The organism is Mucilaginibacter corticis (assembly GCF_007558865.1).
In the GTDB taxonomy this organism is placed as follows: domain Bacteria; phylum Bacteroidota; class Bacteroidia; order Sphingobacteriales; family Sphingobacteriaceae; genus Mucilaginibacter; species Mucilaginibacter corticis.
The window spans coordinates 850126-862634 of record NZ_VLPK01000001.1 but is presented as its reverse complement, the minus strand read 5'-3'; the positions used below and the strand labels follow the sequence as shown (position 1 = coordinate 862634).

At 42.8% G+C, this 12509-nt stretch carries 12 protein-coding genes; 3 read left to right on the top strand and 9 right to left on the bottom strand.

What is annotated here, in order from left to right; all coding sequences use genetic code 11:
* Nucleotides 1-33 precede the first annotated feature (33 nt).
* On the bottom strand, nucleotides 34-1017 hold the full coding sequence (locus FO440_RS03700) for a pyruvate dehydrogenase complex E1 component subunit beta (RefSeq protein WP_144246875.1): 984 nt from the start codon (nucleotides 1015-1017) through the stop codon (nucleotides 34-36).
* Nucleotides 1018-1193: 176 nt separating this feature from the next.
* On the opposite strand from FO440_RS03700, the gene FO440_RS03695 reads away from it, so the two are divergent.
* A complete protein-coding gene (locus FO440_RS03695) occupies nucleotides 1194-2342 on the top strand; it encodes a redoxin domain-containing protein (RefSeq protein WP_144246874.1) in 1149 nt (382 codons plus the stop codon).
* Nucleotides 2343-2451: 109 nt separating this feature from the next.
* On the opposite strand, the gene FO440_RS03690 is transcribed toward FO440_RS03695, so the two are convergent.
* Both FO440_RS03690 and amaB read right to left on the bottom strand, forming a co-directional pair.
* Nucleotides 2452-4101: a S8 family serine peptidase gene (locus FO440_RS03690; RefSeq protein WP_144246873.1), complete on the bottom strand. Its 1650-nt coding sequence runs from the start codon at nucleotides 4099-4101 to the stop codon at nucleotides 2452-2454.
* 114 nt (nucleotides 4102-4215) lie between these two features.
* Entirely contained in the window at nucleotides 4216-5760 is a 1545-nt protein-coding gene (amaB, locus tag FO440_RS03685; RefSeq protein ID WP_144246872.1) for an L-piperidine-6-carboxylate dehydrogenase, read from the bottom strand.
* A gap of 240 nt (nucleotides 5761-6000) precedes the next feature.
* Here amaB and FO440_RS03680 point away from each other — a divergent pair, with 240 nt between their 5' ends.
* Entirely contained in the window at nucleotides 6001-7404 is a 1404-nt protein-coding gene (locus FO440_RS03680; protein WP_144246871.1) for a tetratricopeptide repeat protein, read from the top strand.
* A 90-nt stretch (nucleotides 7405-7494) separates the two neighbouring features.
* Nucleotides 7495-8256 (top strand): phosphosulfolactate synthase, encoded by a 762-nt coding sequence (locus FO440_RS03675; protein ID WP_144246870.1) that lies wholly within the window; start codon nucleotides 7495-7497, stop codon nucleotides 8254-8256.
* A gap of 83 nt (nucleotides 8257-8339) precedes the next feature.
* On the opposite strand, the gene FO440_RS03670 is transcribed toward FO440_RS03675, so the two are convergent.
* The 6 genes from FO440_RS03670 to FO440_RS03645 form a co-directional block, all read right to left on the bottom strand.
* Nucleotides 8340-8789: a hypothetical protein gene (locus FO440_RS03670; protein WP_144246869.1), complete on the bottom strand. Its 450-nt coding sequence runs from the start codon at nucleotides 8787-8789 to the stop codon at nucleotides 8340-8342.
* Nucleotides 8767-9141 carry a phage holin family protein gene (locus tag FO440_RS03665; protein ID WP_144246868.1) on the bottom strand — a complete coding sequence of 125 codons (375 nt, stop codon included), beginning with the start codon at nucleotides 9139-9141 and terminating at the stop codon, nucleotides 8767-8769. The genes FO440_RS03670 and FO440_RS03665 overlap by 23 nt, the downstream gene beginning before the upstream one ends.
* Nucleotides 9142-9213: 72 nt before the next feature.
* The gene (locus tag FO440_RS03660) at nucleotides 9214-9480 is read right to left on the bottom strand and encodes a YtxH domain-containing protein (protein ID WP_144246867.1); all 267 of its coding nucleotides are present in this window, start codon (nucleotides 9478-9480) and stop codon (nucleotides 9214-9216) included.
* A 156-nt stretch (nucleotides 9481-9636) separates the two neighbouring features.
* Nucleotides 9637-10680, bottom strand: coding sequence for an AI-2E family transporter (locus tag FO440_RS03655; RefSeq protein ID WP_144246866.1), 1044 nt, complete (start codon nucleotides 10678-10680; stop codon nucleotides 9637-9639).
* A gap of 42 nt (nucleotides 10681-10722) precedes the next feature.
* Nucleotides 10723-10920 carry a histidine kinase dimerization/phospho-acceptor domain-containing protein gene (locus FO440_RS03650; RefSeq protein ID WP_144246865.1) on the bottom strand — a complete coding sequence of 66 codons (198 nt, stop codon included), beginning with the start codon at nucleotides 10918-10920 and terminating at the stop codon, nucleotides 10723-10725.
* A 6-nt stretch (nucleotides 10921-10926) separates the two neighbouring features.
* Nucleotides 10927-12378 (bottom strand): sigma-54-dependent transcriptional regulator, encoded by a 1452-nt coding sequence (locus tag FO440_RS03645; protein ID WP_144246864.1) that lies wholly within the window; start codon nucleotides 12376-12378, stop codon nucleotides 10927-10929.
* Nucleotides 12379-12509 lie beyond the last annotated feature (131 nt).

Sequence of the window (12509 nt, the reverse complement as noted above, 5' to 3'; positions counted from 1 at the left end):
ACCAGGAGGCTTTCAAATATTATGGTGTGTAAATTACTTTGTAACGTACATTACTTCTTTAACGGCCTTAACCACCTTTTCGGCGTTTGGCAGGTATTCCTGGATCAGTGTTGGCGCGTAAGGCAACGGAACGTCACCGCCCATAATGCGCAGGATAGGAGCGTCAAGGTAATCAAAGGCGTCTTTTTGTACTTTAAATGCAATCTCGGTAGCTATCGAGCCTAAAGGCCAGCTTTCTTCAACCAATACCAAACGGTTGGTTTTTTTAACCGAATTGATCACCGTTTCGTAATCGATAGGGCGTACTGTGCGCAGGTCAATAACCTCTGCACTGATGCCTTCTTTTTCAAGCTCGGCAGCGGCAGCGTTAACCACTTTCATTATTTTACCAAAACCAACCAAAGTAACATCAGTACCTTCTTTGGTTACGGCAGCTTTACCAATTTCAATATAATAGGTTTCTTCAGGAACAGGTCCTTTATCGCCATACATCAATTCCGACTCCATGAAAATAACCGGGTCCGGATCAATGATTGCTGATTTTAATAAACCTTTAGCATCTGCAGGGTTTGACGGTACAACTACCTTTAAGCCCGGGCAGTTGGCATACCAGTTTTCAAAACACTGGCTGTGTTGTGAGCTTAACATCCCCGCGTTACCGGTAGGACCGCGAAAAACAATGGGAACAGAGAACTGGCCACCGCTCATTGACATGATCTTTGCAGCGCCGTTGATCACCTGGTCGATAGCTACTAACGAGAAGTTAAAGGTCATGAACTCGATGATAGGTTTTAAACCATTCATAGCCGAGCCAATGCCGATACCGGCAAAACCTAATTCAGATATAGGCGTATCTATTACACGTTTAGCACCAAACTCGTCTAACATGCCCTGGCTAACTTTGTAGGCACCGTTATACTCGGCAACCTCTTCGCCCATCAGGTATATGTTTTCATCGTTGCGCATTTCTTCGACCATCGCCTCACGAAGTGCTTCTCTGAATTGTATTTCTCTCATCGTATGTTTTAAATAAATGATGCTTTTGCAGGCGCAAATATAAGTACAAATGTGTTAAATGCAATTGTGGCTGATTGTAATGTTTTATGTTACAATCAGCCGGCAAATGTTAAAACTGCAGCCGCATTAGTTTTTATAAACAACCAAGGTTATATTTGGTTCAATAAGACCTTATTATGACCAGATCATTTTTCAAAATATTCGCCTTAGTTTTATGTTCGTTAACCGCTTTTACAGCAAAGGCACAGCAGGAGATCGTTCAGAAGGCAATTGATAAAATAAAATCAGCCCAAAACATAAGTTACACCGCAACTATATCCGGCGAGGAGTTTGGAGGGGCGGTTCATCTTAAAACGAACGTTCATCTTTATAATAGGCAGGCCAATGGAAATTATGAGTTTTATAACATAGATCAGATATTTCCCAGCGGAAAAATAAGCTATATAGACGACGGCAATCAACAGGTTGAACTATATTTTAAAGACAGCACCTACGTGCTTTTGCCTGAGCGTAAGCAAAATTCCTCAGGAACACCGCTCATTGAGGCTGCCTTGAATGCAGAAGAATTATTAAATAAAAAGAAAGACCGATATAATATCACTATGCTGACCGATAGCACCATCAATAAAGAGCATTGCTATCATGTTTTATTTGCCACAAAAAATGCTACCAACGAGTCTTATTTTAAGTATCATTTATTTATCAGTAAGAAAAACAACCTGATACTTGCCTCGAGGGATGAGACCAAGGGAACGGTTGAAAAAGGAGGCGTTAAAGGAGGGGTGATGAGTATGGATGTATCATATCTTTACTCGGATATTCATATCTCAAATACATATTCTGCCAAGCCTGTTAAACTGGTTATTCCTCAAGGGTTTAAACCGCCTGTAAAATCTCTGCCGCTTTTAGATAATGGCACCGTAGCACCACAATGGACACTGACATCAACAGAAGGAAAAGCACTCGCATTAAATGATATGCAAGGTAAAGTTGTTTTATTGGAATTTACCTTTAATGGGTGCCCTGCCTGCATGATGGCGCTGCCATCGCTTGAAAAGTTGCATAAAAAATATGATGGCTCTGATGTTGCCATTGTCTCGGTAAATTTTTTAGACAGCAAAGACGATGTGGCTGATTTTATTAAAAGAAATAAAGTAAACAGCCCGATCTATATCAATGGAAAGGCTGTTTCAAAATTATATCATGTAAGCGCCGGGCCAACCTTTTATCTGATCGATAAAAAAGGCCGGATCAATTGGTCTGAGCCGGGGTATTTTGAAGATTTTGAGAATAAAATGACCGCCAGTATTGATGCGTTGAGATAAGCCATCTTTAAAAAAAAATAGCGATGGGCTTTAAATCCAGCGCTATTTGTCATCGCTAAGTTTATATCTCACTTATGTGATTTTGCGGATTGCAATCTGAATAATATCCTTATTTATCCTTCCGCTCGCCTTTCAATTTCGAAGCTATCTGCACCGCCTTATAAGCATTTACAATACCGCCTGTTTTTGATAAGCTGGCAAAATCAACCTTTTCTGTTTTGCTTCCCGGTTTAAGCACCATGGTGTTAGCCACCGGTGTTGCAGATTCAAGGATAACTTGCTTTAATTGCTTAGCGCTCAGGTTTGGATAGTATTCTAAAACCAAAGCGGCAATACCCGCGGTTATTGGCGATGCAAAGCTGGTGCCGTCGGCAGTATTAAATTCGGCATTGGTATCTATTGAGGTTACTTTTACACCGGGTGCAAAAACGTCAACATTTTTTTTGCCGTAATTGCTGAAAGTAGCAGCCAGGTTCTCGTCAACCTTTGCAGCCGATGCGCCCACATCGATCACATTATCGGCATCGCTTGACGAGCCATCAATAAATGTGTCGTTTGGATATTGCGGTTTAACGTCCATATCCTCGCCGTCATTACCTGCTGCCTGTACAAGCAATACGTCATGCTTTGCTGCATATTTAAATGCCTCATCAACCCAATCTTTGTGCGGCGAGATCTTTTTACCAAAGCTCATGTTGATGATCTTGGCGCCGTTATCAACCGCGTAATGTATCGCGTTAGCAATATCCTTGTCATACTCATCGCCGTTAGGCACCCCTTTAATACTCATGATGCGCACATTATCTGCCACGCCGTCAATACCGTAGCTATTACCACGGACAGCGCCGATAAGTCCGGCTACACCCGTACCATGCGAAGCGTCAGGGTTCTTCAGTACGTTATTACCATAAGGCTTGCCGTCTTGTACATTAGGATCATCGCCTACAATATTTTTACGTGCCGACAGGTCGGGGTTTACATCATTGTTAAGCTTGGCTAAGTAGTCACTCAGTTCCTTTATAACTTTGCTGTTATCGCCATTGATCTGCGCGAACATTGATTCCCACAAACCCTTGCTTTGGGCGATAGTATCATTTGATGGATTCGTGATCTTATCCAGGTCGGCTTTAACAAAACCGGCGTCGGGCGCTAATTTAAGTTCTCTTTTAATGTAGCCGCTGGTCACCATCAGCGCGTTCATCATAGGGCTAAGCTGCTGTAACTCGGCGCTTGACTTTGCATAGGTAGAATCATGGATCGACCTTACATTTACCCAGTAAGCGTATTCCTTTTCGCCGCCTGCCGGTGCAGTGGTTATGCTTTCATATTTCGGCTTTAAGCGATTGTATTCCCTGATCTCTTCGGTTGTTTCGGTATAATTAACCTTGCCGCCCGGGCCGCCTAAAAAATCCCAGCCATGTACATCGTCCACATAACCGTTATGGTCATCGTCTATACCATTGTTTGGGATCTCTTTTGGGTTTACCCATAAAATAGTTTTAAGATCGGTTTGCGTGGTGTCAATGCCGCTGTCAATAGTAGCTACAACCACTGTTTTGCTTTTTTTACCTTTTAAAAAGTTGTAAGCATTATTAAGGCTGATGCCATAAAAGCCGTCAGCTTTTAAATCCAATTGGTGCCAGTTTTTTGGCAGATCGGGCATAGCATCCGGCGGTGCAGTTTGTGCCGATGCATTCAGACTAAAAAATAATGCCCCGTATATTGCGGAGCCGAAAACGTATTTGCGGATATTGATCATGTATATGTGTTTTTTGTAATGTGTTAAACCTCTCCCAACCCTCTCCAAAGGAGAGGGCTTAATTAGCCAATGTCGTAAAATTCGCCAATTCAACCTGCTTCTTAAGTCCTCTCCTTAGGAGAGGTCAAACTTTATCCCCTGTGCCAACGGCAGCTTAGTTGAATAATTAATTGTATTAGTTTGTCGCCTCATGTAAACCTTCCACGCGTCAGAGCCTGATTCGCGGCCGCCGCCGGTTTCTTTTTCGCCGCCAAAAGCGCCGCCGATCTCTGCCCCGGATGTGCCAATATTGACGTTGGCAATACCGCAATCAGAACCGGCACCGGATAAGAACGTTTCGGCCTCGCGTAAATTGTTCGTCATAATGGCCGACGACAAACCTTGAGGCACATCGTTCTGAAACGCTATAGCCTCGTCTAATGTTTTATATTTTATTAGATAAAGTAAGGGCGCAAATGTTTCATGCTGAACAATTTTAAAATTATTCTCTACTTCGGCCACAGCAGGCTTAACATAACAGCCTGAATCGTAGGCTTCGCCTTCCAGTTTTCCTCCCTCAACTACAAACCGGCCACCTTCTGCTTTGCACTGCTTAATAGCGTTTAAATACAGGCTGACAGCGTCTTTATCTATCAACGGGCCCATATGGTTGTTTTCGTCTAAAGGGTTGCCAATCTTGATTTGCCCGTAAGCTTTTACCAGTTTAGCTTTAAATGCTTCGTAAACATTTTCGTGAATGATCAACCTGCGCGTGCTGGTGCAACGCTGCCCGGCAGTGCCCACCGCACCAAATACGGCGCCTATCAGTGCCATATCCAGGTCAGCATCTTCGGTGATCATAATAGCGTTGTTGCCGCCCAGCTCTAACAAACTACGGCCCAGTCTTGCGCCTACTGCCGCGCCTACGGCCTTGCCCATTCGGGTTGAGCCAGTGGCCGATATCAGTGGCAGGCGTTTATCGGCAGCCATCAGTTCGCCTATGTTACGGTCGCCAATAATTAAGCACGATACGCCTTCGGCTACATCATTCTTTTTAAATACCTGCTGCGCAATGTGCTGGCAGGCAATTGCCGTTAAGGGGGTTTTTTCTGACGGTTTCCAGATACAGACATCGCCGCAAACCCATACCAGCATGGCGTTCCAGCTCCAAACCGCAACCGGGAAATTGAAGGCCGATATGATGCCTATAATCCCCAGCGGGTGGTATTGCTCATACATCCTGTGGTCGGGCCGTTCGCTGTGCATGGTCAGGCCATACAACTGGCGGCTAAGGCCGACTGCAAAATCTGCTATGTCGATCATCTCCTGTACCTCGCCCAGGCCTTCCTGCAGGCTCTTGCCCATCTCGTACGATACCAGTTTACCCAGGTGCTCTTTATTTTCGCGGAGCGCTTCGCCTATCTGCCGCACTATCTCTCCACGCTTTGGCGCAGGTACGGTGCGCCAGCTTTTAAAAGCCGTGGCAGCTTGCTCAACCACTAAATCATACTCATCTACCGTCGCTATTTTTACCGATGCTATCTTTTGCCCGTCAACCGGCGATATGATCTCTTTTACAACATTATCCTTGCCTCCGCCCCAAGTGTTGCCTGTGCTGTAAGCCTGGTTTATGTTGTCTATATGTAAATGTTTTAGGGTATTGCTGATATCCACGCGCATAATCGTACATTTGTATATCAAAGGTAAAAATCTTTAAGGCAATTATTGTCAACTCATCTCACCGCCCCACAAACGCTTTGTATTAATAATCAATGCTTTGCAAATAGCGATGTTTAAAATGTTTGTATGTTGAAAACTTAATTGCTTTATGGGCACTTTTACTTGTAATTTAAACACAGCTAAAGTTTAATAGTCTAACAAAAAACAGATTGTTAAACCAATGTTCTGAAACACTAATGAATGGAAGAAGAATTTGAATTTGGTTTTACCGAAGATCCAAAGTTTTCGGTAGAGCGGTACGAGGAAATGATCAGGAATCACGACCAGTACTTTTTTGATGCCCAGGCGTTTGAGAACATTATCGATTATTACATCGAAAAAAACGACCCCGCCAAGGCCCTGCAGGTAGCCGAGTATGCCATTAATCAACATCCCTTTGCCGCAGTATTTTTAATTAAGCAAGCCCAGTTGCTGGCTATAACCAACCATACCGGCGCGGCCTTTGCCGCCCTGGATAAGGCGGCTATGCTTGAAGCGTCTGACGCGGACATATATATTATCCGTGGTAATATGTATGAAAGCATGGAACGCTATGCCGAGGCTTTAGAGAACTACGAAAAGGCGCTTGACCTGGCCGAAGAAACCGACGAGATCCTTTTACACATTGCCTACGTTTACCAGAACATGGGCGATTATGAAACCTCTATTACTTACCTTAAGCTTTGCTTAAAGCAAAACATGGAGAACCAGGATGCCCTTTACGAGCTGGCTTTTTGCTATGACGTATTGGACAACCAGGAAGAAAGTGTACAATTTTACCAGCAATATATTGATACCGAACCTTACAGTTATGCCGCATGGTATAACCTGGGTAACGCTTTTACCAAGCTGGGCCTGTTTGAAAAAGCTATTGATGCTTATGATTACGCCATTCTGATCAAAGACAGTTTCGCATCTGCTTACTTTAACAAGGGTAACGCGCTGGTTAACCTGGAGAAATATGCCGAGGCTATTGAGGTTTACCGTCATACATTCGAGTACGAGCAGCCAAACGCAGATACCTATTGCGCCATTGGCGAATGCTATGAAAAGCTGGAGCAGATGGATGATGCGCGGGCATTCTACAAAAAATCGGTTAAGATGGACCCTAAGCTGGCCGATGCCTGGTTTGGGATAGGGGTGACGCTTGATTTTGAAGAACGCTATTTTGAGGCATTACATTTTTATAAAAAAGCTTTAGATATCGACCTGACCAATGCCGATTATTGGTTTGCCATAGCAGATGCCGAATATAAACTGGGCCATATACAGGAAGCAGAAGATGCTTACGAAAAAGTGGTAGAACTTAACCCGATGGATATTGATGCCTGGCTGGATTATTCATCAATACTTTATGAGCAGCAAAGGCTTACCGGCGCTATCGAGATCATATCGCAGGCGATAAAGAACAATCCTGAAGCTGCAGAACTGTATTACAGGATGGTTGCTTACCTTTTTGCCAAAGGCGAATACAACGAAGCGCTGAATTACCTGGAGCTGGCACTGTCGGCAGACCCCGAAAAGCACTACATACTTTTTGACTATTTGCCCCAGTTGCAGGAAAATAAAGTAATACTGGATATTATTAACCGATACTCTAAGTAACAGTTAACTTAGTGTTAAAAAAGCTAAATCGTTTTACGGTTTAGCTTTTTTTTATGACTTTTACAGCCATTACTACCTTTAAAGTTATTTATGAATTATACTATCAATAATCTTCCGGAGCGTACGCAGAAACCAAGGGAAAGCGGAATCACAATGGTTATGGACAAAGGCCTTAGCTTAAGGCAGGTGGAAGATTTTTTGGAAGTATCAGGTTCATACACAGATATTGTTAAACTGGGCTGGGCAACATCATACGTTACCCCTAACCTTGATACCAAGATAAAACTTTACCAGGACGCAGGGATTCCTGTTTATTTTGGCGGTACTTTATTTGAAGCGATGATCGTTCGCGGGCAGTTTGATGATTACTGCCGTATACTTGATAAGTATAAGCTTGAACATGCCGAAGTATCAGACGGATCTATCACAATAGGTCATAATGAGAAATGCGAGTACATTCGCAAACTGGCAAAACAGGTAACTGTAATATCAGAAGTAGGGTCAAAAGACGTGCAAAAGATCTTTGCCCCCTATAAATGGATCCAGTTGATGAAGGCTGAAATAGAAGCCGGTTCATGGAAGGTGATTGCCGAAGCACGCGAAAGCGGGAATGTAGGCATCTATCGCGACTCGGGAGAGGTTAGGCAGGGGCTTGTTGATGAGATATTAACGCAGATACCTGAGCAGACCATTATTTGGGAAGCGCCGCAAAAAGCGCAGCAGGTTTGGTTTATCAAACTGATAGGCGCAAACGTAAACCTGGGTAATATAGCCCCGGCGGATATGATCCCTTTAGAAACTTTAAGATTAGGTATCAGGAGCGATACGTTTGATCATTTCCTGGACTTGTAAGTTTGCAGTGGGCAATTGGCAGTTTGCAGAGAATAATAAATCTAAAACTGTCAACTGAGAACTGACTACTGCCAACTAAAAGCTTAATCCTTCTTGATCTTCCTGAATGAAGTAACTTCAGGCTTGGTCTTTTTGTCAGATTTATCAAACAGGTGGGTAACCTTGCCGAATAATCCTTTGGCCTTATCCCATACGCCTTCAACCGAATCTTCTGAGATAAAATGCGAGGCTTTTTGTGATACCAGGCCCACCAATGCTTTCACTATAAAATTTGAATTTTTAAATAGCGTCCTGTTTAACGTAAAAGGCAGGGCAAATCGCGATAGCACGCCTAAAAAGTCCTGTTTAAATATCCCACCATCTTTGGCATCAGCATGATCATTGCCACTAAATAGCGAAAATATGCTTGAAAATATAGCTCCCGGGCTGCTAAAACGTTGTTTCAGCTCAAGCCCTTTTTCGCGCTCAAGTCCCTGTAAACGGTATATCTCGTTTTTTAGGTCGGTGTGGCTATATATTGGCTGGTCCGTCATTGCTGTTTTTATTTTTAAATATCTTTTTCACAAATGCGTTAGCAAGTGGTTTTTCAATGCCGCCTTTATTAACTTTTATAACAATGGCAATCAGTAAATACAGTAAAGCTACACAGCCAAATCCTTCCCAGTCAGAATCAAGCACATGCGCTAAATAAAATGCAAGCGTAAAACTGGCAAATATAAAAGCCAGCACCATGCTTATTACAACAACAACATCGGCAATAAGGCTGGCAAAAATTGTTGAACCGCTGTCAACAGCCTTGTATTTCGCTAGTTTAAAGCGAATTTCGGCATACTCTTTAAGCTGCTCGATCAATGGTTGTTGTGGCTCTTTTTTGGCTTCTTCCATGTGGTTGGTTTTAAGTCTATAGTCTTAAGTCCTATAGTCAATAGACTTAGGACCTAAGACTTAGGGCTAAATTTATGCGTGCTCCAGGTCATCCTGGTATTCTTCTTCAGCACCTTTAATTTTTGATTTGATATTCTCAACCACTTTGTCTTTAAAGCCAACCAGGTTATCTATTTCGGCTGCTGCGGTTTCTTTAATTGAATCACCTAAGTTTTTTAATGATTCGCTCAGTTTATCACGTGTCTCATCGCCTTTGTCCGGGGCAAATAAAATTCCCAAAGCCGCTCCAGCTGCCAACCCTGCAAGCAGGGCCACAACTACTTTTGTGTTGTTATTCATATAAAATAAGTTTTTAAGTTGCACAATGATTTATATAACGGTTAAATATCCTGCCAAATATAGCCAATAGGATATTTTGTATTAATTTACCTGTAATTAATTTATTTAGAACTGACATTTCGGCTTAATTGTTTTCAAAACTGTTCAGCTAACAGGTCAATCTTCATTGCTTGACTGGATCCGGTTTAACCTGTCGGCAGCCATCCTGTTAGTTTCATAAATTTCAACCAGTAATAAAAAGTAAGATAGTAATAAAGGTCCAAATACCAAACCTAATATCCCAAACAGGGGCAAACCGATAAACACACCTATTACTGAAATTAACGGGTGGGTGTTGGCCACCCGCTTATTAATGATCATGCGCAGCACATTATCAATATTGCCGATAAACAATAATCCATAAGCTAAAAGTAAGACACCCTTTACTGTATGATCACTTGCAAAAAGCACAATACTTGCGGGTATACAAAGCGTAGGTGCGCCCACAACCGGTAAAAACGAAATAAAAGCTCCCACAACTCCCCAAAATATTGGATCGGAAACGCCGAAGATCCAGAAACCGTTGGCCAGCAAAATACCCTGAGTAATAGCGATTATGCCCTGCCCCAATACATTCGAGTAAGTTGAATTGCGCAACGCTATAGCAAACTTAAGCGCGTATTGTTCTCTAAATGGCGCATACCGTAACAAACCGGCCTCAAACTCGCGGTTTTGCACAAACATAAAATACAGCAGAAAATAGAGTACCAGCAGTGTTAAAATAATATTGGCCGCGCTGCCAATTAATGACGGGAAAAGGCCAGTGGCATAGTCCCCAAGTTTCTGCAGGGTATTCTCTGCAAATTGGGGCTGCTTAAAATTAGAGTCGGCAAAGGTATCTATCTTCTGTAACCATTGTTGTATTTCTGATGTATGGATATTTATCTCAGAGATCTTACCTATCACCATAAAGCTTAAAGCGGTAAATGGTAAAACGATAACGATAAGCGATATCAGGATAATGCTAATGGCGGCCATAGACCGGTTCCAGTTCTTTTTGTCGACCAGGTATAAATAAAACGGCCTGAAGATGGTAAACAGCACAATTGCACCCAGTATTGAACTAAACAAACCGCTCAGCGCATATAATATAAAGCAACCCAGCACAACAATGCTGACCAGTACAATGGTGTTACGCTGTTTATAATTAAAAATGGACATTTGCGGGTGTATAATACTATAACAAAGTAACCCTGAATAGTTTTAGCCGAGGTCCTTCAAAAGGTCGTTTATTTTTTCGGCACTATTAAAAATAGTTTCCAGGCAAAAGTTAAAATCTTCTGCATTCTCGGGGGCTTCGCGTTGCAGCGCTTCTAAGGCCAGGTGGATGCCCGAAAGCTGGTTCCTGACCTCGTGCCTGAACATACGTATAGCTTCTGCATCAACCGGGTTATTGCTCATATATGCCTATTTTAGGTTGATTGCTTTCATTTTATTATAAAGCGTCTTTCTGTCGATCTTTAGGATCTCTGCTGCTTTGGTCTTGTTAAAATTAACTTCGCGCAATACTCTTAAAATGGTTTCGTACTCAGCTTCTAAAGCCGCATTTTTAAGATCGTGCCGAGGTTCTTTTACGTCAGATTGATTTTGTTGTTGCGTTGTGGGGCTATAATTGTTGGATTGATTATGATTACCTGCCTGGTTTCCATAATCGTATGCAGGCATCTTATAATTGGAGACCTCAAGCGGCAGCGCTTTAGTGGTAATTTCATCGCCTTCTGTGATCAGCGCGGCACGGCGTACAATGTTTTTAAGCTCACGAACGTTGCCCTGCCACCTGTAGTTCATAAAGCATTCTATCACTTCCGGCGAGAAATGGGTTACGTTACGGCCCAGTTCCTGGTTAGCGGCCTGTAAAAAATGTTCGGCCATTAATATGATATCGCTGCCGCGATCTCGCAATGGCGGCATGTAAATGCTAAACTCATTAAACCTGTGATAAAGGTCTTCGCGGAAACGACCGCGTTGTATGGCTTCAACCAGGTTTTCGTTGGTAGCCACTATTATGCGTACATCAAGATCTATCTCTTTGGTGCTGCCTATGCGTTTTACTTTGCGCTCTTGTACGGTCCGTAATAAAGCGGCCTGGATTTCGTAGGATAAATTACCTACTTCATCTAAAAACAGGGTGCCGCCATTAGCCATTTCAAAATGGCCTATCTTGGTAGCCAGCGCGCCGGTAAATGATCCCTTTTCGTGCCCGAAAAACTCACTGGCTGCAAGCTCTTTGGTTAGCGACCCGCAATCCATAGCGATAAAGGGCTTATTATTACGGTGGCTATGCAGGTGGATGCTTTTGGCAACTTCTTCTTTACCTGTGCCGCTTTCGCCTAAAATAATTACGCTGTAATTGGTTGGTGCAACCAGTTCAATCTGCCTTGCCAGGTCTTTTGATGCACGGCTTGAGCCAACAACAATACCATCAGGCGGTAAAACCGGTTTTTTACCCGGCTTGCTAACAGGGGGCGCAACTACCGGCTCATCTTCCATCAGCGCCTGGCGCGTTTCAATGGCTTTGGTAATGGTATTTAATATTTCGTCAGGATAAAGGGGCTTGCTGATATAATCGTACGCGCCCATCTTTATCAGTTCAACAGCCATTTTAATGTCTGAGTAACCTGTTATGATAATAACGCCTGTTTTGGGGTAATGGGTCTTGATCTTGCGCAGTATCTCGCGGCCGTCAGTGTCTTCCAGTCTATAATCGCATAGTACAAGGTCAAACTCGCTGTTTTGCAGGTACTCCAGGCCACTATTGCCGCTTGATGCGGTACTTACGTCAAATCCGTTGCGCGCTAAAAATTTTGACAGTAATAAGGCAACGTTTACTTCATCATCTATGATGAGGATTTTCTTCATAAAGGAATTATAGTTTATCCGGCAAATTTTAAAATGTTAAGTTACACAAAATTGCTAATCCAACTAATGTTTTCTAAATAAAGTATTAGTTAAGATTTGCGTTCTGTGATATTAACCTGTCAATAAGCAGA

What these genes read in the sequence shown, in the direction of transcription:
- FO440_RS03665 (WP_144246868.1), bottom strand. Translation starts at nt 9,141, where the DNA reads ATGGAAGAAGCCAAAAAAGAGCCACAACAACCATTGATCGAGCAGCTT.
- FO440_RS03670 (WP_144246869.1), bottom strand. Translation starts at nt 8,789, where the DNA reads ATGACGGACCAGCCAATATATAGCCACACCGACCTAAAAAACGAGATA.
- FO440_RS03690 (WP_144246873.1), bottom strand. Translation starts at nt 4,101, where the DNA reads ATGATCAATATCCGCAAATACGTTTTCGGCTCCGCAATATACGGGGCA.
- FO440_RS03645 (WP_144246864.1), bottom strand. Translation starts at nt 12,378, where the DNA reads ATGAAGAAAATCCTCATCATAGATGATGAAGTAAACGTTGCCTTATTA.
- FO440_RS03655 (WP_144246866.1), bottom strand. Translation starts at nt 10,680, where the DNA reads ATGTCCATTTTTAATTATAAACAGCGTAACACCATTGTACTGGTCAGC.
- FO440_RS03680 (WP_144246871.1), top strand. Translation starts at nt 6,001, where the DNA reads ATGGAAGAAGAATTTGAATTTGGTTTTACCGAAGATCCAAAGTTTTCG.
- amaB (WP_144246872.1), bottom strand. Translation starts at nt 5,760, where the DNA reads ATGCGCGTGGATATCAGCAATACCCTAAAACATTTACATATAGACAAC.
- FO440_RS03660 (WP_144246867.1), bottom strand. Translation starts at nt 9,480, where the DNA reads ATGAATAACAACACAAAAGTAGTTGTGGCCCTGCTTGCAGGGTTGGCA.
- FO440_RS03675 (WP_144246870.1), top strand. Translation starts at nt 7,495, where the DNA reads ATGAATTATACTATCAATAATCTTCCGGAGCGTACGCAGAAACCAAGG.
- FO440_RS03700 (WP_144246875.1), bottom strand. Translation starts at nt 1,017, where the DNA reads ATGAGAGAAATACAATTCAGAGAAGCACTTCGTGAGGCGATGGTCGAA.
- FO440_RS03650 (WP_144246865.1), bottom strand. Translation starts at nt 10,920, where the DNA reads ATGAGCAATAACCCGGTTGATGCAGAAGCTATACGTATGTTCAGGCAC.
- FO440_RS03695 (WP_144246874.1), top strand. Translation starts at nt 1,194, where the DNA reads ATGACCAGATCATTTTTCAAAATATTCGCCTTAGTTTTATGTTCGTTA.